The following is a 26,086-nucleotide window of genomic DNA, read 5'->3' as shown; positions in this document are numbered from 1 at the left end:
TTTGGGAGCGCGTTTGCCAAGGCGCCGGTAACCCAAACAGTGGACGACTTTTGCTCCGCCCAATGGCAGACTTTCTCACCGCCGTTGACACCGTAGTTCTCAACAAGGTTTTCGAAGTGACCTGCGAAGTGATGCATCTTGAAATCCGACCCTAACGAAGCGATCCCAATTTGGTTTGTTTGATGTACTTTTCTTAATGAACTGGAAGAGAACTACCAACCTTTAGGCACCAGTTAAAAGTCATGGATTCACTGCAACCCGCGGGAGGAGCTACTATGGCTTTCTTAGACAAAACAGTTCGCAATAACTTTTGGAGCGCCGTTTTTGCCTCGCCAGAAGAAAAGCTTAGGAGACGTCAAAGAAAAGAACTGGCGCGAAGGAAGCAACGAGAGGCTGACGTTCAAGTCGCAAAAGACCTTAGAGAAACCGGTCAATGCGCTGACCAAATTCAGGACCCCTTTTTCTACCGCCACTACTACTATTGACACATCAGTATGATAGCGCCGTGGGAATTCGCTATTAGTCCATAAACTTACGCCTAGCTTCAACGGCGATATGGTAGCGTTGTTGAAGGTCGGCGATAAGGGCCATCGCGACATGCTTTTCTTTGCTATCCTCAGCCTGACGATAACTGAGCTTGGCCGCTTCTAGCAGCTTCTTTATCTTGAACTCTTCAGGCAAAGCACCCGCCTCTGCCATTATTCTGGTCGCCACGGCGTTAGCCATGTCAGTAAAGGCCTCTCCAGAGCGGTCAGGCAATGGTTTGCCTTCTCCTTCCAGTCCTTCAAGCTTCCCCTCCAGGAGCGCTTTCTGAATCTGCCTTTCCACCAAACGGTTTAGTGACTGGGTCATGTTTGCACGCTTGTTACTATGTGGTTGCAATAAACGGATCAGATAATGCGAATAATGCGAGCAGTTGAAAAGCCGACATTTGAAAGACACTGGAAACGGCTGGCTTTTCTCACAATGTTGGCATCGAGCTTTGCTGATGCAGCATGTGCTCCAAGCTTATAGGGAGCCGGTTTCTAACGGAAAGAAAAGGGCGTGTCTCATAAGCCGCCTGAAAATTTTGTTTACCCCTTGGTGGCTTCAGCCGTTGCATCGCAATACAGTTACCCATCGTGAAAGCAGACTGGCAAAACCGGCCCCACCCATAACACCCGACCTGTCTAAGCCGTGGTTTAACCGTCAGGTTGATATCGTGCAAAACTGTTTCCACGTCCCAGTTTGAAATTAATTGTTTCCAATTTGAAAACAAACTGTTTCAATAGATTCCGCAGAGTTAAGGGTTTTCCCCAATGCCGGTCAATCGGCTTCGCTGGCATGGTTATATCGAGAGAACGTCACTACCACTTTGCACACCCCGAGATTGAGGGGCTGGCGATATACCCCCTCGGCCAGCCCCTCGCTCCACCCTCACCTCAAAGCCGATGTGACAATTAGCTCCGATTGTCAGCGGCAGCTTGGTTCAAGTGCACCTCGTTAACCAACTGGGGTACGCTCGCTATTTTCGGGGAGGCGAGAATAAGTAACAATGGAACCCAACGACCACCTTCACTCCTGCTCAGGCCATCCGGGCAGCTTTTCCGGTGCCGGTACGTCGTGACGTTCCAGCCATTCCTTGATTGCAGCCCAATGGTCCTGCGGTTTGGCCGTGTAACGACGGGAAAGCAGGTCCGCGATAGTAATCTCTAGCTGTCGCCACCACTGTAGTTTGAGCTTGAGACCGTGTGCCTTCGCCCAGGCACGTAACGCACCTTGCCAGCCATCTACCGGGCGCGCTTCAAGTTTTTTGTACAAATCAAACGGGATTCGGTTGGGCCATGTCGTCATGCCCTTGGTATGAGGTAGTCAGAGGGAAGCGGCAAGCGCTCCCTATTGCTGAGTTCTGGAACTGCTTATCTCGGACAAAATCCCTACGATGATGCCAATGAACAGGACATAGAGCCCTTCGTTGATAACTTCGCCTGAACCGCTAGCTCCAAAGTAGCGAGATGCCCCGGCTTGGTGGTCTTCCCAAGTGAGCGCGATATAAAATCCCATCGCAGCCTTATATGCTCCGGCCAAGAATAGTACCCAGGCAATAACTTTCCCTAGCTTTGTAAAAATCACTTACTGACCCTTATTATTGATCTAGCCTTACCAGCAGCGCCCGCTCTATTTCCAAATCACGCTCTAATACTGCGCGGCGTTCCTCGTCCGCACACTCGGCTAGCTCGGCTTCGATTTTGGCTATGTAGCGCTCATAGGACGCGCGGACTGCCGACTTCATGATCGCCCCTTAATGTCGTCTCGACCTTTTCCGGAATGATCTCTTAGTCGGTGCAAGGGAAGGCTTTCTGCTGGGATTCAAGGATTAACGAAACAGTATTTTCGTGTCGTTTTTCGGGGTGATCTGCGAGGTACACTTTTACTACATCGACTTGTTGGGCGGCGGTTGCCTCATTTGGCATGCAATACGGGGTTATGGCTGCGGCTATTTCGGCCGAAGATAAGGACTCCATTCCCAAACTCATAACGGCCTCGATGCCGCCATAGTTCAGGCCTTGCAACACGCCGTAGATGTAGAAAAAGCACGATGCTCGTGTATCCGCATTGTCGGTGTTGGTGCAAAACTCATGGAGCGCATTTCCGTCAAATCCAGCAGCGGAAACTTGCAGCGGCAAACAAGCGATTACAGAGCCGAGAAGAAGTTTTTTCATGGTAGAATGTTGCCTAAGTTTACCTACAATAACTTGCCCGCCTGAGCCGTGACTTGGCCGCTGCGGTCTCTAGGTGCCTGTATCGCCCACCGGAATACCGGGCGCAATCCAAAGCGTGTCCTGCGGCAATAACAGCCGCGCCTACGTCCTGCCCGTCGGCGTAGCAAACCCCTACCCATCGGTCATGGGTGCGTTCCCCGTTCAGGTCGCATGAGATGGACTTGCCGCGTAGATAGTTCACCATCCAGCGCTTAGCGTTCTGGCCTGAGCGTGTCCCGAGTTCAGGAGCATCAACGCCGTTTAACCGTACCGGAGTGCCATCGACAACGATTGTGTCAGCGTCTCGGACATGAAGCGTTCCGGCTAAGGCGGAAGTGGCGTGGAAAACGGCTAAGGCAACAAGAAGATACTTCATCAATCAGGGGGTCTTTAGAATGGATTCGTTATTGGGGTAGCCCATACTTGAGCCTCCCCAACTGAACTGGTCCACCGTTATGTTTAGGAAACGGAGGAACAAGAATGGCAAAGGCCCGTTTCTTTCGAGTGTCAAATCCTGAGGACTATTTTGGAGTTGGAGGTCAGAGAAGGAAGTACGTGGGGCATGTCAGGCCTGTCGTTTCGAGGGCAGGAGATGACGTAGACCTGAAACGGCTACGAAAAATCCCGTCAAACCCGAACCCGCAGTAGATTCGAAGAAATGGGTCAGTATTAGGGGTCATGTTTCTTTTTATTATATCCGCCATATACCCCCAACGAGTAAACACAGCTTCATTAAACCTCTACGCGCTAAGAATAAACAGTTCGACTATTCTTGCGCCCGAACACCCGAAAACACTCACTTGCAAGGATAAATCCCAAACGTCGAGCAGCGAATCTAAATTGCGAGCTTTTTGCGCCAGCTAATTGACTGCCGTGGGTAAAAGTGTGGGGAAAATCCGTCAAGAATGGAGATTCCCCCTTATAGTTCAACGTGTTGACGGTTATGTTTGGCGACCCCGGCAGGATTCGAACCTGCAACCTGCCCCTTAGGAGGGGGCTGCTCTATCCAGTTGAGCCACGGGGCCGCGCAAGGCTCTCTGTACCTTGGTTTTTCGGGGTTGTCATGACCTTTGCACAACAGTTGTAAACTGCGCTCTGTTTACGCTACCATCAGGCAAAACAACAACGCAGGTGCCCTCCCGTGACCACTGAAACAAAACGCCCGCTTACTCTTCGCGATGTCTCGGAAGCGTCTGGAGTATCAGAGATGACAGTCAGCCGGGTTTTAAGGAACCGGGGCGATGTGTCCGACGCCACCCGCACCCGTGTTCTGGCGGCCGCGAAAGAGTTGGGATACGTGCCCAACAAGATCGCAGGCGCGCTTGCCTCAAGCCGGGTGAACCTGATCGCAGTGATCATTCCGTCGCTGTCAAACATGGTGTTCCCCGAGGTTCTGACCGGCGTCAACCAGGTGCTGGAGGACACGGAATTGCAGCCGGTGGTTGGCGTTACCGATTACTTGCCCGAGAAAGAAGAAAAGGTGCTGTATGAGATGCTCTCGTGGCGGCCATCAGGCGTGATCATCGCGGGGCTTGAGCATACTGAGGCCGCGCGCGCCATGCTGGATTCTGCGGGTATCCCAGTGGTCGAGATCATGGATACCGACGGCAAGCCGGTGGATGCGATGGTCGGAATCTCTCATCGCCGCGCCGGCCGCGAGATGGCGCAGGCGATCCTGAAGGCCGGCTATGAGCATATTGGCTTCATGGGTACCAAGATGCCGCTGGACCACCGCGCACGGAAGCGTTTCGAGGGGTTCACCGAAGTGTTGGGCAAGAACGGGATCGAGATTGAAGATCGCGAGTTCTATTCCGGTGGCTCCGCTCTGGCCAAGGGGCGTGAGATGACGCAAGCCATGCTAGAGCGATCGCCCGATCTGGATTTCCTATATTATTCCAATGATATGATTGGTGCTGGCGGGCTGTTGTACTTGCTGGAACAAGGCATCGATATTCCAGGTCAAATCGGCTTGGCGGGTTTCAACAATGTCGAGTTGCTGCAAGGCCTGCCGCGTAAATTGGCCACGATGGACGCATGTCGATTGGAGATTGGGCGCCAGGCGGCAGAGATCATCGCCGCACAATTGGCAGACCCGAATGCAGAGGTTGAGACTCGTGTAACTCTGACACCCAAGATCAGTTACGGCGATACGCTGAAACGGCGCTAAGTCGGTGGCTTTGCTACGGCTGGACAACAAGACGGCCCGTGCCCTGTTCATGGACCGTCATGCACTGGCTGAGCAACCTTCGGGTGGGTCCAAAGGCGCTGATCTTCTGAACCTGATCCACCGGCTGGGCTTTGTGCAGCTGGACAGCATCAACACTGTGGCCCGCGCCCATGACATGATCCTGTTTTCGCGCAGACCGTCTTATCGCGCGAAGAACCTCAAACATCTTTACGAGCGCGACAAGGCACTGTTCGAACACTGGACCCATGATGCCGCAGTCATCCCAATGGAGTTCTATCCCCATTGGCATCTGCGGTTTCTGCGCGATGAGGCACTGCTGAAATCCCGCTGGAAGAACTGGCGCCGGGATGGATTCGAACAGCAATTTGCCACCGTCCTGCAGCATATCCGGGACCACGGTCCAGTCTCATCCTCGGATGTGGGAAAGGACGAAAAGAAAGGCTCGGGCGGCTGGTGGGATTGGCACCCGTCAAAAACGGCGTTGGAGTTCTTGTGGCGTTCGGGTGCTTTGACGGTGATTGGCCGCAACGGATTTCAGAAACGCTATGACCTGACCGAACGGGTGATTGATACGCATCTGTGCCCCGGCAACATGACATGCAATCCCGAGGAAACCGTGGATTGGCTGTGCAATGCGGCCTTGGATCGGTTGGGCTTTGCAACACCCGGAGAGCTGGCGGCATTCTGGGATACCGTAAGTGTTAATGAAGCAAAAGCATGGTGCGATCAGGTTCTAAAAAGCGGAAAACTACAGCAAATCGAGATTACCTGCGCCGATGGGCGGGTCCGCAAACTGCTTTCCCGACCCGGCCTAACCGCGACCGAAATACCGCCCCCGACAGGTCGAATCCGGGTACTCAGCCCGTTTGATCCAATGCTGCGCGACCGCAACCGAGCCGAGAGGTTGTTCGGGTTTCACTATCGGATCGAAGTTTTTGTTCCGGCCGCAAAGCGGGCATACGGATACTATGTCTTTCCTCTGCTGGAGGGGGACCGGATGATCGGGCGCATCGACATGAAGGCACACCGTGATCGCGGAGTGCTATGCGTCAACGCTCTGTGGCCCGAGCGATCTGTTCGCTGGTCGGATTCCCGCACCCGGCGACTACAATCGGAATTGGACCGTGTCCGCCGGTTCGCCGGGTTGGATGAAGTAGAATTTGCCAAAGACTGGCTAGAAGGCCCTAAATAGAGCCTAATCGGCCTGGGACAAGGTCAGTTGGATCGGTTGCAAACCGTCAATTCCGCCTTCAATCACATCTCCGGGATGAACGGGGCCGACCCCGGCAGGCGTGCCGGTCAGGATCAAATCCCCGGGGCGCAAATGATAATAACCCGACAAGTGGCTGATGATGTCGTCGATCTTCCAGATCAACTCGCTGAAGGTCGCATCCTGACGAATCTCACCGTTGACGCTCAGGTGAATGCGGAAATCGTCCTGCGGTGACCAATCCGTAGCAGGGGTCAGCGGCGCAAATACGGCCCACCGGATACACCGCATCCTGCCCCTGCACCGGAATTGAAATCGGATCGGGAAGAGGAAACAAACTGTCAGGCATCACAGTCCCTACTACTGTCTAACAGCGCGCATGTTAGGGCAGAAGAGCGTTAGAACAAGCCGCATAATCCGCACAAGATTTTTTGCACTTCTACGGAAAGTTCTAATCCGGTCAAAAATTTGTTAATCTTGCGTTCACAATTTAGGTGTTCTCTCTTTGAAAAGGGATTGAACAGCCCTAAGTTGTACGGGGGCAGAGCGTTATACCAGTGGCAAATCGGGGTGCCACGCGTTCTGACCACCGCTCACAGGTTCGGTGGACCCCCAAGCATCCGCCGAATCAAGATGATGGCCCGTTGCGCCGGTGAGTTGTGCTGGCAAGGTGGGAGGTACTATTTCAGGGAACTAAGGCCAAAGACACGCCCCCACATGTCTTTGCGCCAGACGGCCGACCTTATTTGGTTACGGCCTGTTCTCTGAATCGCGGGCCGGACCGCCGGAAGCTATCCGGCGCAACCGGCCTAGGGCCAGGCATAATATCCAGTACACGTCTGGCCACCCCGCCGGAGACGGCACCAGTCTCTGGCGGGGTGCGAACGTGGGACGTCACGTTTCCAGATCACGCAATTCGTTCAACAGGTCCAACAGGGCCTCATGGCGATCAGGCCCAAGCTTGGTGCGCAAATCTTCGGCCAGATGAATTGTAACCTGAATATTGTCCCGGATAATCTGCTTCCCTTTGTCCGAAATATCGACGATCTGCCGACGCTTGTCGCAAGGATGCGCGTGCCGCAGAATCAGGCCCTTGGCCTCAAGCTTTTGCAGGATACGGGTGAGGCTGGGCAACAACAGGCATGCCCGGTCCGCAATATGGGTTGGCTCTTGCGGCCCTTCCTCATTCAAAACACGCAATACGCGCCATTGCTGTTCGGTTATACCAACATCCGCAAGCATCTTTCGAATGGGCCCCATGACCCGCTCCCGAGCCCGCAGCAACGCAATAGGCAGTGAACGTGACGTCAATGGTACATCATTGGTCATAAGAAATTCTCGCCGAAATCGGCATATTTCGCAACTCAACAATCCGTTTTTCCGCATGATTATTATGATTTAGCTTGAAATTGAAACTCGACAGCTGGTCGCTGGCTCCACCCTAGGCGGCGTGAAATCGAAAGGTAGTTGACCTGGGTTATCAGATGCCCATCACTGTCAGCGGGGGATCGCCCCATGCTGAACGCTGCTGAGGTACCAAATGAAATGGGATGAATTCTCGGGTTGGGGCAAGAAAATCGCCGAATGGGCGCAGGATTATCACCTAACCGTCGGCGACAAACCTGTGCGCGCCCGGACCGAGCCGGGAGACATTTTGAACGCCCTGCCCGCCCATCCGCCGGTACAGGCACAGGCGATGGAAGATATCTTTAACGATTTCGAAGAGATCGTGATGCCGGGTATCACTCATTGGCAGCATCCCCGTTTCTTTGCCTATTTCAACTCGAACGCCTCTGCGCCGTCGGTTCTGGCCGAGTTTCTGGCCAGCGCCATCGCGCCGCAATGTATGCTGTGGCAAACCTCTCCGGCGGCGACCGAGATGGAAACGCGGATGATGGACTGGTTGCGGCAGGCGCTGGATCTGCCCGATGGGTTCGCAGGGGTCATACAGGATTCCGCATCCTCCGCAACGCTTGCTGCGGTGCTGACCATGCGGGAAAAAGCCTTGCACTGGCGGGGCAATCAACAGGGGTTGTTCGGGCAGAAACCGCTGCGTGTCTATTGTTCGGCCGAAGTGCATACCTCGGTGGATCGCGCCATTTGGGTTGCCGGGATTGGGCAGGACAATCTGGTCCGCATCCCGATCAAAGGCGACTGGCGCGGGATGGACCCAGCGGCGCTTGAAACCGCGATTCAGGCTGATTTAGACTCTGGTTTGCAGCCAGCGGGTGTTATTCTGTGCGTCGGCGGAACCGGCACTGGCGCGACTGATCCGGTGGATGAATGCCTGGCAATCGCGCAGAAATACGGGCTCTATACCCATGTAGATGCAGCCTGGGCCGGATCGGCGATGATCTGTCCGGAGTATCGGCACTACTGGCCCGGTGTGGGGCAAGCCGACAGCATCGTGTTCAACCCGCATAAATGGCTGGGTGTGCAGTTCGACTGCTGCGCCCATTTCCTGAAAGACCCCGACGATCTGGTGCAGACGCTGGCGATCAGCCCGGAATACCTCAAGACCCATGGCAAAGACGGGATCATCAACTACTCGGAGTGGTCGGTGCCTCTGGGCCGTCGGTTCCGGGCGCTGAAGCTCTGGTTCGTGATGCGGGCCTATGGGCTGGAGGGGCTGCGTGAACGGCTGCGCAACCATGTGAACTGGTCCGTCGATCTGCATGACCAGTTGGCGGTGGAACCGGATTTCCAAATCATTACGCCGCCGATGTGGTCGCTCTGGACCTTTCGCTATGCGCCTGACCGTTCCGCCGATCTTGATGAGCTAAATCTCAGACTGGTCAATGCGATCAACGATGATGGCCGTATCTATTTGACGCAAACGCGTGTCGACGGCGATCTGGTCATCCGATTTCAAGCCGGTCAGTTCGAAACCACCGAGGATGACGTTCGCATGGCTTATGACGTAATCACCGAAATCGCCCGTTCCTTAACCTAGAGGTTCCGATATGCCCGCGCCCAAAAACACGTTCAAACAGGCTCTAGTAAAAGGGGATCGCTTAATCGGCTGCTGGAGCAGTTTTGGTGAAGCCGTTACAGCCGAGATTATGGGCACTGCCGGGTTTGACTGGCTGGTTATTGACGGTGAACACACGCCGAACGACATCCGGTCGATCCGGGATCAGCTAGTCGCATTGGCGGCAAGTCGCACGCATCCGGTGGTGCGGGTGCCCGTCGGCGATACGGCGCTGATCAAAATGGTGCTGGATATTGGTGCCCAGACCATTCTGGTGCCAATGGTCAACAGCGCCGAACAGGCGAGAGAGCTAGTGCGCGCCTGCCGTTATCCGCCGGAAGGAGTGCGTGGGGTCGGAGCCGGGGCGGCACGCGCCACCGGCTACGGGTCGGCCAGCGACTACATCCAGACTGTGGACGAACAGATCTGCCTGTTGGTTCAGGTGGAAAACCGCGCCGGACTGGCTGCACTGGACGACATACTGACTGTCGAGGGCGTGGATGGCGTATTCATCGGCCCGGCGGACCTGTCCACCGATATGGGCTATCAAGGCAATAGCGCGGCACCCGAGGTGCGCGCCACCATTGCAGATGCCATTGCGCGGATCAAAGCAGCAGGCAAGGCCCCCGGCGTCCTGGGCACCAATGACGAGGCGCGTCAGGCTTATATGGACATGGGCGCGCAGTTTCTGGCTGTTGGGATCGACGTGATGTTGCTGACCCAATCCGCTCGGGCGCTGGCGGCCAAATGGAAAGCGAAATAGCTTAGCCCTGCATCGACGCGGCGGCCTGCGCATAACCGCCCGAGGCCCCGTCGACGAAATGCACATGATCGTCCCGGGTGGCCGACGGCACAAAGCAGGTCATCATCGCCTCATCCTGCGCATGCAACCCATAGCGGACCTTACCCTGCCCGCGCGCCTGTTCCAGTATCAGCTGAATCTGTGAAAGGGTAACCGGATCACAATCCAACGTCATTTTCAGACCGTCGTCGAATTTGCGGAAATCGGCGTTGCGGCTGACCATGTGCTTGTAATGTTCAGGGTCAAATTGGCCCATTCGCTTGCCAGTCTTGAACAACAAGGCGATCAGCAGGTTTTGCCCCAGCAGCTTCATTTTCTGCGCAAACAGGTTACCCCCAGCCCGCGACACGTGCGCGTCGAGTGTCGTGTCCGGCGGCGGCCAACTAATCGGTGGGCCGTTTTCGGGCACTGGGTGACCCGCACGGTCCAGTTGCTCTGCCGCAGTCAGAACCGACTGGGCCAGATCGGAAAAATCGCTCTCGGTCGCCTTGGGCGTTGGCTGCACCACCACCGACACGATCTTACCGTGCTTTGCCCTGCTGTTGGACCAGCGACAGGACAACCCGGTCAGATCGGGCTGCGCACCGGGTTCGGAAGGGGTGATTTCAAACTGCCCCTCTTTCATCTGCGCTTCGGCCCAGGCCAGCCCGCCACCCGAGAACATGGCGTAATCCACACCGTCCGATGGCGCGTATCGCGCGACACGCAAATCTTTACCCGCCTGCCGAAGTTCGGACACCGGTACCAAGGCCCCGCGCAACGTGATCGCGAACTCTTCATCTGCCCAGCGCCGCAGATCAGCCAGTACCTTCCTGGCCGTATCAACCGCGCCTGCGGGAATGGCAAATCCTGCGCCGTCGCCACCAAAGACATAGGGAAACTCCTGCCCCTTCAGCGCGTTGATCATGGTCGAGATCACTGCCGCGCCAACCATGTTGACGGTTTTATAGCGCCCTTTGGCAATTTCTCCGGTGGAATCAACGATATCTGCCACGCCCAGCGCCCAGTCATCGGGTACAGCAGCAAACCGGCTGGGTTGAGCCAGCCGAGTAAAGTCCCGCTGCAAGGGCAGGTTTTCATAAAATGCGGCCTGTGCGTCTTTCATCGGTACCTCGGGGCGGTGTGTCAGCGTTAAGGTAGCCCGATTGTGTTCTCTGTCCGGTGAAAACAGTATAGCACACGCGCTTGTGCATGGCACTGCGACGTGCCAAGCATTTCCCCAAGCTGGGGGAGAAGGGGCGGTTCATGAAGGCGGGTTTGGCTGTTTTGTGCCTGGGCTATGTGCTCAGCCAGTTTTTCCGCGCCTTTCTGGCGGTGCTTAGCGTCGATCTGGGCCGCGACATCGGCGCCACCCCCGAGGATCTGGCCTTTGCCTCGGGTCTTTGGTTTCTGATCTTTGCAGCCATGCAATTACCCGTTGGATGGGCGCTGGATCGGGTTGGGCCGCGCCTGACAGCAGCAATCCTGCTGCTGGTCGGCGGAGCAGGCGGAGCCGCCCTGTTTGCTGCCGCCAGCACGCCGTTTCACATAGCCATTGCCATGGCGCTTATCGGGATCGGATGCTCTCCGGTCTTGATGGCGTCGTATTACATCTTTGCGCGCGAATACCCTCCGGCACGTTTTGCGACGCTGGCCGCATTAATGCTGGGCGTTGGGTCAGTGGGCAATCTGGTGGCCTCATACCCGACTGCGCTGGCGGTCGAGCTGATGGGCTGGCGCGCTACGATGGTCGCACTGGCCGTTTTTTCGACGGCCATCGCATTGGGCATCTGGATATATGTACAGGACCCGAAGAAGGTTGAGACGGAACAAAGGGGGTCTTTCCTGGACCTGCTGAAGGAACCGGCACTGTGGACAATCCTGCCCTTGATGCTTGTCTCTTATGCGCCATCGGGCGCAATTCGTGGACTATGGGCAGGGCCTTACCTCAGCGACATTTTTGGTTTGAGCACAACCCAGATTGGACAGGCCACGCTGATCATGGGTGCGGCAATGATCACCGGGACCTTTGTATACGGGCCGCTGGACAGAATGCTTGGCACCCGCAAATGGGTGATCTTTGGCGGCAATGCGTTAACCGTGGTCGGTTTGGTGTTGCTGTGCCTGTGGGTCGAAAATGCGATTTGGCTGTCAGTGGTATTGATGGCTGTGATCGGTCTGCTGGGGGCCAGCTTTCCGGTCATCATGGCCCATGGCCGGGCTTTTGCCCCGCCACATCTGGTCGGGCGCGGCATGACCCTGTTGAACCTCTTTGGTGTTGGCGGTGTCGGGCTTGCGCAATTCGTCACCGGTCGCATCCACGCGGCCACGGTAGACATCAGCCCAACCGCGCCCTACACAGCGATATTCGGCTTTTTCGCGGTCACGCTTGCCATTGGCTGCCTGATCTATCTATTCAGCCGGGACAATGTGAACTGACATCAAATATGGAGAGCGCTGTGCAGGACATCGAGGTGATCGCGCCGAACCTGAAACACAGCCTGTCAGGGGTGACCACAACGGTCATTCGTCTGCTGCCGATCCAGAAACAGATGATCGGCATTGTCGCCACCGGCCCTGGCCTACCGGATGATTTGCCTCATATCCGGCTGATCAAGGTTCCGTTCCTTTCGAACCGCAAATTGCGGGTCTGGCATGCCCGTCGCAATACTGAAATGCTGATGGGCCTGTTCCTGCGCCATGTGCTGCGCCGGAACCTGAAACTGTTGTTTACATCGGCGGCGCAGCGGGATCATTCCGGTTTCACTAAGCGATTGATCTCGAAGATGGACGCGTTGATCGCCACGACACCGCAAGCGGCTTCGTTCCTGCAACACCCGTCGACCGTCATCATGCACGGCGTGAATACCGAGCTGTTTCACCCCACCGATGACAAACAGGCGCTGCGCGACAAGCTGGGCCTGCCCAAAGGTACGCTGATCGGCTGTTTTGGCCGTATCCGCCCGCAGAAAGGCGTGGACCTGCTGGTGGATGCCGCCATCGCGGTTCTGCCCAATCATCCTGACGCCAGCATCATCTTTACGGGCCGCACCACATCGGAATTCGAAACCTTTCAGCGCGAGCAGGAGCAAAAGCTGGACGACGCAGGGCTTGCGGACCGTGTGCACTTCCTTGGGGAACGCCCCTGGGACGAAATAGTCGAGACTTACCGTGCGCTGGACCTGTTCGTCGCCCCGGCGCGCCACGAAGGCTTTGGCCTGACCCCGCTGGAAGCGATGGCCTCGGGCGTGCCCGCCATCGCCTGCCACGATGTCGGCGCGTTCAGCGCACAGATCAAGGATGGTGAGACCGGGCGTCTGGTTGAAAAGGACAACGCTGGCGCATTGACCGATGCGCTCGCCCAGATGCTGTCCAACCCCGCCAAACTGGCCGCTGCCGGGCAGGCCGCCCGGGCACATGTGGAACAGAATTTTCGAATCGAAGGCGAGGCCGAAGCGATCGTAAAGGTGTACCGGTCGCTGCTGGACACCGCCTAAGACGCACTGATCCGGTTCAATTCGGCGTTAATCGTCGAAATCGGCGCCGAAAGCCCTTTTTTCTTTGCTGCAACGCGGCTATGAACGCGCGTCCTTAACTTTGGAGACATGAAATGGGCTATCGCGTCGTTGTCGCCGGCGCCACAGGTAATGTGGGCCGCGAAATGCTGAACATTCTGGCAGAACGCCAGTTCCCCGTCGATGAACTTGCCGTTCTGGCAAGCCGTCGTTCGCTGGGCACCGAAGTAAGCTTTGGCGACAAGACACTGACGACCCAGGACATCGACACCTTCGATTTTACCGGCTGGGACATGGCGCTGTTCGCCATCGGCTCGGACGCAACCAAGACCTACGCCCCCAAGGCGGCCGAGGCCGGTTGTGTGGTGATCGATAACTCGTCGCTGTATCGTTATGACCCGGAGATTCCGCTGATCGTGCCGGAGTGTAACCCCGAGGCGATCCACGATTACAAAAACAAAAACATCATCGCCAACCCCAACTGCTCGACCGCGCAGATGGTTGTTGCGCTCAAGCCGCTGCATGACCGCGCCAAGATCAAACGCGTTGTCGTGTCGACCTATCAGTCGGTGTCGGGCGCCGGTAAGGAAGGCATGGACGAACTGTGGGATCAGACCAAAGCGGTTTACAACCCCACCACGGACGTGCCGCCGAACAAGTTCCAGAAGCAGATCGCCTTCAACGTCATTCCGCAGATCGACGTCTTCATGGAAGACGGCTCGACCAAGGAAGAGTGGAAGATGGTTGTCGAGACCAAAAAGATCGTCGACCCTTCGATCAAGGTCACAGCCACCTGCGTCCGCGTTCCCGTGTTCGTTGGTCACTCTGAGGCCGTGAACATCGAGTTCGAAGAATTCCTGGACGAAGACGAAGCCCGCGACATCCTGCGCGAGGCTCCGGGCATCATGGTGATCGACAAACGCGAAGCCGGTGGATACGTCTCACCGGTGGAATGCGCCGGCGACTTTGCCACGTTCATCAGCCGCATCCGTCAGGACTCGACCGTTGAAAACGGCATCAACCTGTGGTGTGTCTCGGACAACCTGCGCAAGGGTGCCGCCCTGAACGCAGTGCAGATCGCAGAACTGCTGGGCCGTGAGGTTCTGAAAAAAGGCTGAGGCTAACGCTCAGAAGACCATCGAAACCCCGTCGCATCCTCGGCGGGGTTTTTTGTTGTTAAAAACCAAAACAGATTGAACCAAGTCCAGAAAAGTTCGGGCTTTAGCCGACTCTGAAAGGACCGGATGGGTCGGTGAAAGTGTAACGCCCACCCCTTGAGCAATGACTCATGCGACGTAAAGAAGGGGGCGGATTAAATCCGCCACCCACAATCATGCTTGCAGCGCCTGCCCTTCGGCATCGAAGAACTGCAGTTTCTCAGGCGCGAAATGCAGGCCGATCTTGGTGCCCGCCTTGATGTCGGTGTCACCACCAAGGCGAACCGTGACTTTCTCCTCGGCACCGCAATCGACGATGACGAACATGTCGGCGCCCAGATATTCGACCACTTCGACCATGCCGTCGCTATGACCCGCGCCGGGTTCGACCACGCTGATATGTTCCGGGCGGATGCCCAGCATGGTGGCTGTACCGGTCCGGTCGAACGGACCGCTGCCGCCGTTTTCCAGCTGGAATTGATCGCCGGACACGGTGCAGGGGATGACGTTCATCTTCGGACTGCCGATGAACTGCGCCACGAACAGGTTGGCAGGGCGTTCATACAGCTCGCGTGGGGTGCCGACCTGCGCGATCTTGCCGAACTCCAGTACCACGATACGGTCGGCCAGCGTCATCGCCTCGACCTGATCGTGGGTCACGTAAATCATGGTGCGGTTGAGGCTCTGGTGCAGCTTGGCGATCTCGTACCGCATTTCGACCCGCAGCGCAGCGTCGAGGTTGGACAGAGGTTCGTCAAACAGGAATGCGGTGGGGTCGCGCACAATGGATCGACCGATGGCCACGCGCTGACGCTGACCGCCGGACAGGTCCTTTGGACGGCGCTCAAGATACGGTTCCAGCTTCAACACTTCGGCGGCCTTGCCGACACGCTCGGCGATTTCCGCCTTTGGCACCCCGGCAACCTTCAGCGAGAACCCCATATTCTCGGCCACGGTCAGGTGCGGATAAAGCGCGTAGGACTGGAACACCATGGTCAACCCGCGTTTCGAGGGCGGGTGATCGGTGACGTCATTCTCGTTGATCAGAAGCGACCCGCGCGAGATATCCTCGAGCCCGCCGATCATCCGCAACAGGGTCGATTTCCCACAGCCCGAGGGGCCGACGAAGACGACAAACTCGCCCTCTTCGATCTGCAGGTCGATGCCTTTGATCACCTGCACGTCGCCGAACCATTTCTCGACGGCTTTAAGTTCGATGCTGCCCATCAGTTCCTCCCTGCCCAATGCAGCCAGACGGCGGCTGTCCATGTGAACGAATTGCCTCCGGCGGGGCTGCCGGTGATTGGATCATAATATTCTGCGAACCCGTAGCCCGCGATCAGACGACCGGTTTTCAGGCGCAGGGCCTCGGCCTCGACGCCGTGGCCCATATCCTTCAGGCCAATACCCGCCAGCATGTTCATGAAGGCCCATGTCGGTCCGCGCCAATAACGACGCTCGTCAAACTTGGGCATGTTCGGATCATAGCTGGGGATCGGGTGCGGGACGGTGGTCAGAACGGTCTTCAAACGGTCCAGCATGTGCGGCGATTCAATCCCCGCATACCAGCACAGATAGCTTGCGTTAGAGACGCTTTCTGCAAATTCACCAGTGTGCGCATCGCGGGCATCAAAAGCGCCCAATGCCTCGTTCCACAGCGACAGCGCACCCGCTTCAAGCCGGTCGATGTCGGCGCTCAGGCCCTCGGCTTCGATGCCCAGATCACGGCTGATAGCCAGCAGATCACGGGCGGCGCGCAAGGTGGTAAAGCTCATGGTCGGGTCGGCAACACGGAACGGGTTCAGGTCCAGCAACTGCGCCTGATCCCAATCGACCGAACGCCCGATCTGCACCAGTTTGATATAGCGGTCATAGTCGTATTTGGTGGGCCGGTCGGCACTGTTCACGTGGCTGGTGTCGCGTCGCTGATATTCACCCACATCCGAGGCATCAATGCCTGCCATCGCACCATCCCAATCCGGCGCGTTGTCACGTCCGGCTTCCCAAGGATGCGTTGTGCAGACGGCGCCATGCTCGTCCAGACGCCATTTCATGAACCAACGGTGCCAGGCCAGCATGGCGGGGAACAGGGCGCGCAGGCGGGGTTCACCCGCCGCCCGATCCTTTTCCCAGACCCGCCGCGCCATTGTGGCGGCCAGCGGCGGTTGGGTGATGCCCGAGGATGCGATCGGTCCGGTGCCGCCCCAGACATCCGGCCCGGGGAAATAGCCCGGATCGGGTTTGTGGAACAGGATGTGCGGAACCATCCCGTCTTTCCACTGGCCCGAGAACAGCGTCTCAAGCTCGACCCAGGCGCGGTCGATGTCGAACTCGGCAAAGCCTACTGCCGCGACCGCGCTGTCCCAGTTCCACTGGTAGGGGTACAGGCCGCTGGTCGGGATCGTGTAACCGCCCCGATCATTGGAAATCAGGATGTTGCGGGCCGATTCACTCGGCGTCGTATAGTAGTTCATGTCTGTCATCCTTTGACCGAGCCTGCTGTCAGGCCTTTGGTCATGAAACGTTCAAGCCCAAGGAACAGGGCCATGATCGGAACAGTGGCGATCACCGCCCCGGCCATCAGGTGTTGGCGGGGTATTTCCGAGGAGTTCAGCATCGTAACGCCTCGGGTCAGAGTGAATTTCGACGGGTCGTCCAGCAGCATGAAGGCCAGCAGGAACTCGTTCCAGGCGATCATGAAGACATAGAGCGACACTGAGGCCAGCGCAGGCAGGCTCAGCGGCAGGGTGATCTTCCAGATCACCGCCAGGCGCGAAAGACCATCCATCAGACCGGCCTCTTCCACCTCGGTCGGCAAGCCGCGGAAATAGCCCTGCAGCATATACAGCGCGACCGGGATCGTGGTGACCGGGTAGATCATGACGATGCCGAGGATCGAGTTGCGCAAGCCGGTCAGCGAGAACGCGATATAGATCGGCAGCGCCAGAACGATCATCGGCACCATGTAAATCAGCAGGATCGAGCGTGAGAACGCCTTTTGCCCTTTGAACCGGAACCGAGCCACCGCATAGGCCCCCGGCACGCTGAACAGCAAAGTTATGAATACCGTCAGGCACGAGACATAGAAGGACGTCCACAGATAGGTGCCGAAGTTGAAGTCTCGGAACAGTTCCGTGTAGCTGCGGAACAACGCCAATCCCTGATCCAAATCCAGCGAGAAATCCAACGGGTTCTGCAGCAGCGCCTGTTGTGATTTCAGGCTGGTCATCACCATCACGTAGAAGGGAATGACGACGATGGCCGTAAAGAAGATATAGCCAAAGCCGGTGCAAAAGCGGATCACCGCGTCCTCGAATTCGTGACGGGTAAGCTCGCCAAACGGCAGCTCTTTCAAGATTTCCGCCATCGACAGGTGCATGACGATTGCAATCGCAAGCACAGTGACCACCAGCGCCAGCAGCGTGGTATCCGATCCGATCAGAACCGGGCCGAAGCCGGTCAGGCAGACCAGACCCAACAGGGCCGATACACCCAGACGCGCCGGGGCATGGCGCACCGGGAACCGGACGTAAGCCAGACCTGCAACCGCACCCCAGATAAGGCTCAGCAGAACTTGCGGACGGAACGCAGCGCCCGTGGCGAAGGACATGATAACCGCGATGGTGGTGGCGATCACCACCAACCAAAACGCGCCCAGAACCGGGCCAGTGATATACCCATTGCGCATCACAGACCCTCCTCACGGCTGATGAACTTGAAGAAGACAAAGCTGAAGGCGATCAGGCACATCAGGATGACCACGGCCACCGCCGCGCCTGCCCCGATGTTCGAGACCGCAAAGGCCTGTTCATAGACGTTCACGGTCAGCGTCCGGGTGCCCGCATTGCCGCCGGTCAGCAGGAAGATGTCGTCGAACTTGTTGAACGTCCAGATAAAGCGCAGCAGGAACAGCACCGACAGGATGCCCAACAGCTGCGGGATGCTCAGCAACCAGAATTTCTGGAACGGTGACGCACCGTCCATATCCGCCGCCTCATACATGCTGCTGTCGATGGACTGCATCCGCGCAAGGATGAACAGGAAGGACAGCGGGAAATAGCGCCAGATCTCGAACACAGTCACCATGATCAGCGCCAGCGGGCGTTCACCGAAGAAATTGATTGGCTCACTGCTGAGACCCATCTGCACCAAAAGTGCGTTAGCAGAGCCAGAGAATGGGTCAAACAACGTCACCCATGTAAAGGCTACAGCGATAACGGGTGCCACATAGGGGAACAGGTATAGGCCACGGATAAAGCCCTGACCCCTAAAGCTTTTGTTCAGCAGAAGGGCCGCGAACAGGCCCATGACCAACGCGCCGATGGTGCCGAAGACGGTGTAGAACAGGGTGACCCAAAGCACACCCCAGAACTCGTCCCCGTCAAACACGCGGGCAAAGTTTTCCAGGCTGAACTCGAAATTGGTCAAAACGCTTGGGCCACTGCCGGTCACACGTGGCTCCGACTCTTCGACCAGATCCTCGAACGCATCCGGGTCGCCATCGACCGTGACTGGAACACGGATACGCTCGCGCTGACCGCCTTCCAACGTACCGAAGTCGCAGAACAGTTCCTGCCCGTCCAGCACACAAGGCGCGGCAACGTCGCCGGTGGGCGTCACACCATCAGGGAAAACATCCCGAACGGTCACGCCTTCAACGGCGATTTCCTGGCTGGAGTTGCGCAGCCGGTATTCGACCCGCAGATCGTCACCCGATCCACGCAGGCTTTCGCGCACGACCGGTGCAGGCGGGCGCAGGTCGGACAAGGTGAAGGGTTTGAAGCTGATCCAGAAGATCGCCAGCAGGGGCAGGATCACAACCAAAGACACACTGATAATGGTCGGAGCCAGAAGCGTCCAGGCCAGACGCGCCTCGCGTTTGGCTAACGCCCCGGTTCCGGTCGGTGGGGTGGCCGAAGACATGGGGTTACCTCGAAGGGTTGGGTGCAGCGGCGCGGACGCCGCTGCATTTGCCAGTTAAAGGTGGCGTTACTCGACTTTGGCGAGTTCTTCGTTCATGGCCGCGACAGCTGCTGCGGCATCAATTTCGCCGTCGATATACTGACGGACAACGCGGTTGATGGCTTGGCTGTTGATCATCTTCGACGCCAGCGCCAGTTGACCTTCGGCCACGCCCCAGCGCTGAGCAACGTCCAGACCACCAACGATCTCGTCGATCATCGCCTGTTCATACAGCTCACCCAGCGGTGCTTTGCGGTCGACACCTACAGGCAGTTCCGCCCACGCTTCCGAGAATGCGGTCGGGTTGTCAGCATTGCCGCGGCGGACCGGGAATTTACCTTCGGGCGCGATCGCCAGCGTCTGGGTATAGCCCTGATCCATGGCGTATTTCACGAACTCCATCGCCGCGTCAGTGTCAGCGTCGTTGGTGATGCCAAAGTAACGGACGTCACCCCAGGCCGCGCCATCGGGGTTCGACGGGCCGGATAGTTTGGTCACGATGCCGGTCTTGCTGGCCAGATCGCGCGACGTCGGGTCGTCGTTGATGGTTGGCGGGGCGCTGTCACGCAGACCGGCCAGTTCGTCCAGAATGAAGGGCGACCAGATGATCATCGCGGCTTTTCCGTCGAAATACAGCTCGCGCGATTGCTTCCAGAACAACTCACCCGGAGGCGAGGCTTTCGAGATTGCTTTGTAGAAGTCCAGAACCTCGGTGGTCTTGGCTTCGTCCAGCGGCTGGAACCCATCGGGGCCAACAGGCGAAACGCCGTTGGCGAGGAAGACGTGCTCCAGAACCTGGCTCATGAAGTTTTCGTCAACCTTGGTGGCCGAGACAAAGCCGTACATTTCCGGCGGGTTGTGCAAGGCTTCCAGCGCGGCCTGAATGTCGGCAAAGCTGTCGGGCGCTTCCAGACCGGCCTCTTCGAACAGGTCCTTGCGGTAAACCACCATTTGGGTCCAGCCGTCGACCGGCACAGATGCGGTTTCGTCGTTGAATGCGGCCATGGCCAGAGCGCCGGAGGCAAAGGTATCAGCACCCAGTTCCTCGATCACTTCGGTCGCGGCTTCGGTGTCCAGAATGCCTGCCTCGGCCCAAGGCAGCGCGTATTGCAACGTGTGATAGACCACATCTGGTAGGTCGCCAGCGGCAAAGGCTGCGGTGGCGCGGGTGCCCAGATCGCTTTCCGTGACCGGGATCACCTCAACGGTGGTGCCGGTCTCAGCTTTGAACTGATCCGCCATCTCTTGCTGCTTGGCCAGACGCTCGGGCTGTTCCTCGGTGGTCCAGAAGCGGATTGTGTCGGCCTGCACGGACAGCGCAGTCAGCGCCAGTGCAAGCGACGAGCCAAGCATCAGCTTCGCGGCTTTGGGTGTGAGTTTCATCGGTGGTTTCCTCCCCGGTTGTGTTCACGTTAGTTGTTGAATTTTCTGCGCCAGCTCGCTGGGCGTCAGGTTTGGCGGGCCGTCCGACCCTCCTTCGACCAGAATGGCATCGGCCAGTTCACGAAGGGTCGCAGGGGCTTCGCCCCGGATCTGCCGGATCAGCAGCGTCGCAAGGCGCTGACCGGCCATACGGGAATCAACCGCAAAAGTCGTCAGCGCCGGGCGCGCATAGCGGCTTTCGGGAATGCCATCATACGCGATGACCGACACGTCTTGTCCGATTTCAAGCCCTAGATCCCCGGCCACTGAATAAAAACCCAAGGCAGCCAGATCAGTGGCAAAGACAATCGCCGTGGGCGGCTGATCCAGCGCCAACAGGGCACGCGCCTGGGCCGCACCTTCATCCCGCGTGCGCGCTCCGTCCCGGATCAGATCGGGATCAATGGGCAGGTTTTCAGCCCGCAGCCCCTGAGTGTAGCCGTCCCGGCGCAAGTGGCTGTAGTTGAATTTCAGATCGCTGCCGACATAGCCAATACGCTCGTGACCCAGCCCGGCCAAACGCTGCACCGCCTTACACATCGCGGTTTCACCAGCGATGTCGAACCATGATGTGTCCAGCCAGTCTTTCGGGTGACCATAGCCAGTGCGCCCATACAGGATATGCGGCACTTCGAGGTTGCGCAGCAGACCGACCCGGGCGTCCTTCACCATGGTTCGCGGCAAAATAAAACCGTCGGCCTTGCGCTCCTCGTACAGGCGGCTGAGAACTTTCAGCGTGTCCCGCTCGGAGGTCGCGGTGGAAATCGTCATCGTCCAGTCGAGGTTACTGGCTGCGTCACAAGCACCCGCCAGAAAATCCTGCAGGAACGGGTTGTGCTGATCCGGCTCATCAGCATTCAGCACCATCGCAATCGCGCGCACCTGACCGGTGCGGATCGCCTGAGCGTGACTCAGCGGGCGGTATCCCAGCTTACGTGCCGCGTTCTCAACCCGTGTCCGCGTGACCTCGGAGATATCGGAATACCCGTTCAGCGCCCGCGACACCGTACTTTTAGACAAGCCAAGATGTGCGGCCAGTTCGTCCAGCTTTACGCGCCCCGAAACTGAGGCACGATTCGTCGACGCACGCGGAGGATATGAGAGATTCGCATTCATTTTTTTCATTTGTTGTTTCCGAAACCGGTTTCGGCAACGAAAAAGTTAAAAAAAGAGCACCGTGATCATTTTTTAATGTTTTTAAGGCCCTGAGACGCCTCGCAGGGATGAAACGTTGGCTCTAGCCTGTCAGCTCGCCTCCGTACCAACGCCAAAAAACAAGCCAATCACACGTTTTGGCTGCAGGGTTTCTGGACTCAAGTCTAAGTCGGATGCGCAATCTATGCCAAAGAAAAGGCGCCAGATCAGAAGTCTGATCCAGCGCCTTGTTTACCATATGAGTGATTGGTGCCGCTCAGACGATCACGAACTTCTTTTCCTGCGGGTCGTAGCACTGCAACCCACCTTCGCCGATATCAGTCCACAACCCGTGCAGGCTGAGCGAGCCGTCCTGCACCGCCGATGACACAAACGGAAAGGTCATCAGGTTCTCAAGCGAGGCCACAACCGCCTGCCGTTCAAACTGGCGCGCCTGATCCGTGGAGTCCTCGATATCGGCGACAAGTTCATATTTTGGCTTGAGAATATCCATCCAGCGGCCAACAAAGCTTTCCTTGGCTTCCAGTTGCGGGGCCTGCCCTTTGCACATGTCGATACAGCCCTGCACACCACCACATTGCGAATGGCCCAACACGATCAGGTGCGCCACTTTCAACGCAGTCACGGCATACTCGATCGCCGCACTGGTTCCGTGGTGGTCCCCGTCAGGGGCATAGGGCGGGACAAGGTTGGCAATATTGCGGTGAATAAAGAACTCACCCTGATCGGCGCCAAAGATCGAGGTCACATGGACCCGGCTGTCACAGCAGGAAATCACCATCGCGCGCGGGCGCTGCCCTTCTGTGGCCAGTCGGCGATACCAGACCTGATTTTCCGAATATGTGGTGGCCTTCCAGCCATGATACCGCTTTACCAGATAGGACGGCAGGGGTTTGGCATGGTCCATTCAGTTGTCCCTCGATTAGTCATTGTGGGTTGCTCTAGCCCGAATTCGCGGAAAATTCGAGCAATTATCCTGCGCCAGCGCAAGGTTTTGCAAAGGAATTCACCCACAAGGTCGGTTTATGCCGTGGGGGCATAATGAATTGGGGTGAATGTGGTGGATAAGATACTCACGCTTGAACACAAGGAATCCGTTCGTCTGGACTCGGACAGGCTGAATGGGCTGTACCGGCAACTGGGCGACCAGAACGCGCTGGATGTACTGTGCCGCACGGTCGAGGAACTGGCCGTGCGCCTGTCGAACTGCGAACGCTTCTGGCGACAACGCGAATTTGCTGGGCTGCGCAAATGCGCGCGCTCACTGGTGGCCATCGCCGATCAGATCGGCATGACCGCGCTGGCCCGTGTCGCCGGAGACGTGGCGCGGTCCGTAGATGCGGGCGACGCGGTGGCGACCGGTGCCACCTTGTCGCGTTTGATCCGGGTAGGTGAAAGATCCCTGACGGTGATCTGGGATCAACAGGGCCTTTCGGTCTGACGGGGCTTGCAGACAAGTCGTGGGTGGCTAGGCTGGGCGCAAATCGAACCAGCCGAGTTGCCCATGACCCTGTCTTTCGCCTCGCCATCCGACCCGTCCTTGCCGCTGCATGTCGTCGCGCAGACCGATCTGGACGACTGGTTGAACGGCCAACCCGAAAAGTTAGCCAATTGGCTAAATAGCAGCGGATTCACCGCCTCTCTGGGACAGGTGGCGCTGATCCCCGGCTCGGATGGCACGCCAGAGTTTGCGGTCGCGGGTTACGGCACAGCCGCAGGTCGCGCGCGCAAACGATTTCCGCTGGCCAGCGCCGCCGAAGCGCTGCCCGAAGGCGCCTACCACATCGCATCAGGAATTCCGGCTGAAGTGCTTGAGACGGAATGCCTTGGCTGGTTGCTAACCGCCTATGCGTTCGACCGTTATGCCACGCAATCCCCGACCAAAGCGCGCCTGGTTGCGCCCAAGGGCGTCGACGCCGCGCTGATCGAAGTTCTGGCACAGGCCGAGGCTCTGACCCGCGATCTGGTCAACACACCCACTGCGGATATGGGGCCAGAGCAATTGCAGGCCGCCACCGAGGCACTGGCCCGGGAATTCGGGGCCACCTGTGAAGTCACACAAGGCGATGCGCTACTGGACCAGAATTTCCCGATGATCCACGCCGTTGGCCGCGCCGCCGCGCAGGAATCTCGATTGATTGAGGTGAATTGGGGCAATGCCGGACCAAAACTGACATTGGTTGGAAAGGGCGTTTGTTTCGACACGGGCGGCCTGAACCTGAAGCCCGGCAATTCAATGTCGCTTATGAAGAAAGACATGGGCGGATCAGCCAATGTGTTGGGGCTGGCGCGTATGATCATGGCATTGAACCTGCCGCTGCAACTGCGGGTCCTGATCCCGGCCGTTGAGAACTCGGTGGCCGGAAACGCATTTCGGCCCGGTGACATCCTAACCTCGCGCAAGGGCTTGACGGTCGAGATCAACAACACTGATGCCGAAGGCCGATTGGTGCTGGCTGATGCGTTGACCCTGGCGGATGAGGGCGAACCCGACCTGGTGATCTCGATGGCCACGCTGACCGGCGCAGCACGCGTGGCCGTTGGTCCCGATCTGGCCCCGTTCTACACCGATGATGACAACGCCGCTGAGGCGCTGGCGCACGCCGGGCAACAGGCCGCCGATCCGGTCTGGCGCATGCCGTTCCACGAGCCCTATGAGGCGATGATCGAACCCGGTATCGCCGATCTGGACAACGCCCCCGCGGGCGGGTTTGCAGGCTCGATCACCGCCGCGCTGTTCCTGCGCCGCTTTGTTGGGGACAGCCGATATATTCATTTCGACATCTATTCCTGGCAGCCCAGCAAAGCGCCGGGCCGCAGCAAAGGTGGCCTTGGTCAAGGTCCGCGCGCCTTGCTGACCGCCCTGCCCGAGATTCTGGACCTATGACCCAACAGCGCATCATACACCCCGTCGTAGACCTGCTAAGCCGCCCCGATGGCCCGCGCGATCGACAACTGTTGTTTGGGGACTCGGTCGCTGTCGATGAAACCCAAGATGGATGGAGCCGGGTGACAGCCGACAAGGACAGCTACACCGGCTGGATCTTAAATGATCATCTGGGCGCGCCGGTATCGGACACGCATTGGATTACGGCGCCCGCCACCCATGCCTATGCGCAGCCGGATATGAAAAGCCCCGATCGTGTGTCGTTGAGTTTCGGCAGCCGGGTGCAGGTACTATCGGAACAGGGCAGGTTTTTGGAAACTGAACTGGGTTTTATCCCCGCCGTCCACGCCAAGCTCAACACGACCCGGCTGACCGACCCCGTGTCTGTCGCCGAACTGTTTCTGGGCACACCCTATCTGTGGGGGGGCAACAGCCGGCTCGGACTGGATTGCTCGGGCCTTGTGCAGGCCGGGTTGTTGGCCTGTGGCATCCCCTGCCCCGGGGACAGCGGCGATCAGGAACGTGAACTGGGCGCAGCTTTACCTGCAGGGACCGAACCGAAACGCGGTGATCTGCTGTTCTGGAAAGGTCATGTCGCTTGGGTCTATGGCGATAACATGCTGCTGCACGCCAATGCTTATCACATGGACGTAACGTTCGAACCGATGGATCAGGCAATCACACGCATTCTGGATCAGGGCGACGGGCCGGTCACGGCCCATAAACGGCTTTAATCCAAGTCGACCGAACGGATCAGCTTGCGTTCTAGCACGCGCAACACCGTGCGCAGATCGTGGCCGCGCTTCAGGATGCGGCCATCCATGCCGACGACCGAGTACATTCCCTGCCTTTGCCGCAGGCGCGGATGTTTTTCGACCCGGTAGATCGGATGTTCAGCTGTGCGCCGAAAGATTGAAAATACCGCCACGTCCCGCAGGTTGGAAATACCGTAATCGCGCCATTCTCCGGCGGCAACCATCCGGCCATAGACGGACAGGATATGGGACATCTCGTGCCGGTTAAACGCGACGGGCATCTGGGCCGAGTTTACAGAAAACCGGCTGGGAGGCTGCATGTTCATACCCTCAGCCTTGCCG

General features: G+C 57.8%; 26 protein-coding genes, 1 tRNA gene and 1 pseudogene. 11 read left to right on the top strand and 17 right to left on the bottom strand.

Annotated elements, in window-relative coordinates; genetic code table 11:
* Positions 1–275 precede the first annotated feature (275 nt).
* Complete coding sequence (locus ACR0LN_RS13030; protein ID WP_480430151.1) at positions 276–485, top strand: hypothetical protein; 210 nt, start codon at positions 276–278, stop codon at positions 483–485.
* A 34-nt stretch (positions 486–519) separates the two neighbouring features.
* Here the strand turns inward: ACR0LN_RS13030 and ACR0LN_RS13025 are convergent, their stop codons facing one another.
* The 6 genes from ACR0LN_RS13025 to ACR0LN_RS13000 all read right to left on the bottom strand — a co-directional run bounded on the left by ACR0LN_RS13025 (position 520) and on the right by ACR0LN_RS13000 (position 3,766).
* Positions 520–852 carry a DnaJ family domain-containing protein gene (locus ACR0LN_RS13025; protein WP_480430149.1) on the bottom strand — a complete coding sequence of 111 codons (333 nt, stop codon included), beginning with the start codon at positions 850–852 and terminating at the stop codon, positions 520–522.
* Between the two features lie 702 nt (positions 853–1,554).
* Positions 1,555–1,833: a hypothetical protein gene (locus tag ACR0LN_RS13020; protein WP_480430148.1), complete on the bottom strand. Its 279-nt coding sequence runs from the start codon at positions 1,831–1,833 to the stop codon at positions 1,555–1,557.
* Positions 1,834–2,125: 292 nt separating this feature from the next.
* Positions 2,126–2,272 (bottom strand): hypothetical protein, encoded by a 147-nt coding sequence (locus ACR0LN_RS13015; RefSeq protein ID WP_480430147.1) that lies wholly within the window; start codon positions 2,270–2,272, stop codon positions 2,126–2,128.
* 43 nt (positions 2,273–2,315) lie between these two features.
* Positions 2,316–2,702 carry a Rap1a/Tai family immunity protein gene (locus ACR0LN_RS13010; protein ID WP_480430146.1) on the bottom strand — a complete coding sequence of 129 codons (387 nt, stop codon included), beginning with the start codon at positions 2,700–2,702 and terminating at the stop codon, positions 2,316–2,318.
* 19 nt (positions 2,703–2,721) lie between these two features.
* Complete coding sequence (locus ACR0LN_RS13005) at positions 2,722–3,117, bottom strand: thermonuclease family protein (protein WP_480430144.1); 396 nt, start codon at positions 3,115–3,117, stop codon at positions 2,722–2,724.
* A gap of 572 nt (positions 3,118–3,689) precedes the next feature.
* Positions 3,690–3,766 (bottom strand) — tRNA-Arg (locus ACR0LN_RS13000).
* Between the two features lie 116 nt (positions 3,767–3,882).
* On the opposite strand from ACR0LN_RS13000, the gene ACR0LN_RS12995 reads away from it, so the two are divergent.
* Both ACR0LN_RS12995 and ACR0LN_RS12990 read left to right on the top strand, forming a co-directional pair.
* A complete protein-coding gene (locus ACR0LN_RS12995; protein WP_480430142.1) occupies positions 3,883–4,908 on the top strand; it encodes a LacI family DNA-binding transcriptional regulator in 1,026 nt (341 codons plus the stop codon).
* 4 nt (positions 4,909–4,912) lie between these two features.
* Positions 4,913–6,121 (top strand): winged helix-turn-helix domain-containing protein, encoded by a 1,209-nt coding sequence (locus ACR0LN_RS12990; protein WP_480430140.1) that lies wholly within the window; start codon positions 4,913–4,915, stop codon positions 6,119–6,121.
* Between the two features lie 3 nt (positions 6,122–6,124).
* On the opposite strand, the pseudogene ACR0LN_RS12985 reads toward ACR0LN_RS12990, so the two are convergent.
* Both ACR0LN_RS12985 and hpaR read right to left on the bottom strand, forming a co-directional pair.
* A pseudogene (locus ACR0LN_RS12985) lies at positions 6,125–6,412 on the bottom strand (fumarylacetoacetate hydrolase family protein); the annotation flags it as partial.
* Positions 6,413–7,033: 621 nt separating this feature from the next.
* Entirely contained in the window at positions 7,034–7,468 is a 435-nt protein-coding gene (gene hpaR / locus ACR0LN_RS12980; RefSeq protein ID WP_480430138.1) for a homoprotocatechuate degradation operon regulator HpaR, read from the bottom strand.
* A 211-nt stretch (positions 7,469–7,679) separates the two neighbouring features.
* Between hpaR and ACR0LN_RS12975 the strand changes: the two genes are divergently transcribed.
* Positions 7,680–9,092 carry a pyridoxal phosphate-dependent decarboxylase family protein gene (locus ACR0LN_RS12975; RefSeq protein ID WP_480430137.1) on the top strand — a complete coding sequence of 471 codons (1,413 nt, stop codon included), beginning with the start codon at positions 7,680–7,682 and terminating at the stop codon, positions 9,090–9,092.
* Between the two features lie 10 nt (positions 9,093–9,102).
* Positions 9,103–9,873 (top strand): HpcH/HpaI aldolase family protein, encoded by a 771-nt coding sequence (locus ACR0LN_RS12970; RefSeq protein WP_480430135.1) that lies wholly within the window; start codon positions 9,103–9,105, stop codon positions 9,871–9,873.
* A gap of 1 nt (position 9,874) precedes the next feature.
* On the opposite strand, the gene ACR0LN_RS12965 is transcribed toward ACR0LN_RS12970, so the two are convergent.
* Positions 9,875–11,017, bottom strand: a complete 1,143-nt coding sequence (locus tag ACR0LN_RS12965; protein ID WP_480430133.1) for a DUF3095 domain-containing protein — start codon at positions 11,015–11,017, stop codon at positions 9,875–9,877.
* Positions 11,018–11,157: 140 nt separating this feature from the next.
* Between ACR0LN_RS12965 and ACR0LN_RS12960 the strand changes: the two genes are divergently transcribed.
* From ACR0LN_RS12960 to ACR0LN_RS12950, 3 genes are all read left to right on the top strand, one after another.
* Positions 11,158–12,330 (top strand): MFS transporter, encoded by a 1,173-nt coding sequence (locus ACR0LN_RS12960; RefSeq protein WP_480430158.1) that lies wholly within the window; start codon positions 11,158–11,160, stop codon positions 12,328–12,330.
* A gap of 20 nt (positions 12,331–12,350) precedes the next feature.
* Positions 12,351–13,388, top strand: coding sequence for a glycosyltransferase family 4 protein (locus ACR0LN_RS12955; protein WP_480430132.1), 1,038 nt, complete (start codon positions 12,351–12,353; stop codon positions 13,386–13,388).
* Positions 13,389–13,501: 113 nt separating this feature from the next.
* Positions 13,502–14,524 carry an aspartate-semialdehyde dehydrogenase gene (locus ACR0LN_RS12950; protein ID WP_480430130.1) on the top strand — a complete coding sequence of 341 codons (1,023 nt, stop codon included), beginning with the start codon at positions 13,502–13,504 and terminating at the stop codon, positions 14,522–14,524.
* Between the two features lie 213 nt (positions 14,525–14,737).
* Here ACR0LN_RS12950 and ACR0LN_RS12945 read toward each other — a convergent pair whose 3' ends face one another.
* The 7 genes from ACR0LN_RS12945 to ACR0LN_RS12915 all read right to left on the bottom strand — a co-directional run bounded on the left by ACR0LN_RS12945 (position 14,738) and on the right by ACR0LN_RS12915 (position 23,009).
* Positions 14,738–15,790 (bottom strand): ABC transporter ATP-binding protein, encoded by a 1,053-nt coding sequence (locus ACR0LN_RS12945; protein WP_480430129.1) that lies wholly within the window; start codon positions 15,788–15,790, stop codon positions 14,738–14,740.
* On the bottom strand, positions 15,790–17,037 hold the full coding sequence (locus ACR0LN_RS12940; protein ID WP_480430128.1) for an MGH1-like glycoside hydrolase domain-containing protein: 1,248 nt from the start codon (positions 17,035–17,037) through the stop codon (positions 15,790–15,792). Before ACR0LN_RS12940 ends, ACR0LN_RS12945 begins: the two co-directional genes overlap by 1 nt.
* 5 nt (positions 17,038–17,042) lie before the next feature.
* Positions 17,043–18,251: a carbohydrate ABC transporter permease gene (locus ACR0LN_RS12935; RefSeq protein ID WP_480430127.1), complete on the bottom strand. Its 1,209-nt coding sequence runs from the start codon at positions 18,249–18,251 to the stop codon at positions 17,043–17,045.
* Complete coding sequence (locus ACR0LN_RS12930; RefSeq protein WP_480430126.1) at positions 18,251–19,486, bottom strand: carbohydrate ABC transporter permease; 1,236 nt, start codon at positions 19,484–19,486, stop codon at positions 18,251–18,253. The genes ACR0LN_RS12935 and ACR0LN_RS12930 overlap by 1 nt, the downstream gene beginning before the upstream one ends.
* Before the next feature lie 66 nt (positions 19,487–19,552).
* A complete protein-coding gene (locus tag ACR0LN_RS12925) occupies positions 19,553–20,908 on the bottom strand; it encodes an ABC transporter substrate-binding protein (RefSeq protein WP_480430124.1) in 1,356 nt (451 codons plus the stop codon).
* A 24-nt stretch (positions 20,909–20,932) separates the two neighbouring features.
* Entirely contained in the window at positions 20,933–22,072 is a 1,140-nt protein-coding gene (locus tag ACR0LN_RS12920) for a LacI family DNA-binding transcriptional regulator (protein ID WP_480430123.1), read from the bottom strand.
* Positions 22,073–22,358: 286 nt separating this feature from the next.
* Complete coding sequence (locus ACR0LN_RS12915) at positions 22,359–23,009, bottom strand: carbonic anhydrase (protein ID WP_480430122.1); 651 nt, start codon at positions 23,007–23,009, stop codon at positions 22,359–22,361.
* Between the two features lie 144 nt (positions 23,010–23,153).
* Here ACR0LN_RS12915 and ACR0LN_RS12910 point away from each other — a divergent pair, with 144 nt between their 5' ends.
* The 3 genes from ACR0LN_RS12910 to ACR0LN_RS12900 all read left to right on the top strand — a co-directional run bounded on the left by ACR0LN_RS12910 (position 23,154) and on the right by ACR0LN_RS12900 (position 25,723).
* Positions 23,154–23,543, top strand: coding sequence for a hypothetical protein (locus tag ACR0LN_RS12910; RefSeq protein WP_480430121.1), 390 nt, complete (start codon positions 23,154–23,156; stop codon positions 23,541–23,543).
* A gap of 63 nt (positions 23,544–23,606) precedes the next feature.
* The gene (locus tag ACR0LN_RS12905) at positions 23,607–24,989 is read left to right on the top strand and encodes a leucyl aminopeptidase family protein (protein ID WP_480430119.1); all 1,383 of its coding nucleotides are present in this window, start codon (positions 23,607–23,609) and stop codon (positions 24,987–24,989) included.
* Positions 24,986–25,723 (top strand): C40 family peptidase, encoded by a 738-nt coding sequence (locus tag ACR0LN_RS12900; protein WP_480430118.1) that lies wholly within the window; start codon positions 24,986–24,988, stop codon positions 25,721–25,723. Before ACR0LN_RS12905 ends, ACR0LN_RS12900 begins: the two co-directional genes overlap by 4 nt.
* Here ACR0LN_RS12900 and ACR0LN_RS12895 read toward each other — a convergent pair.
* A complete protein-coding gene (locus ACR0LN_RS12895) occupies positions 25,720–26,070 on the bottom strand; it encodes a DUF2794 domain-containing protein (RefSeq protein ID WP_480430117.1) in 351 nt (116 codons plus the stop codon). The two genes, ACR0LN_RS12900 and ACR0LN_RS12895, sit on opposite strands and share 4 nt — an antisense overlap.
* Positions 26,071–26,086 lie beyond the last annotated feature (16 nt).

The organism is Ruegeria sp. AA6 (assembly GCF_056542865.1).
Note: the sequence above shows the minus strand (reverse complement) of the source record. Positions and strands in the feature narration are given on the sequence as shown.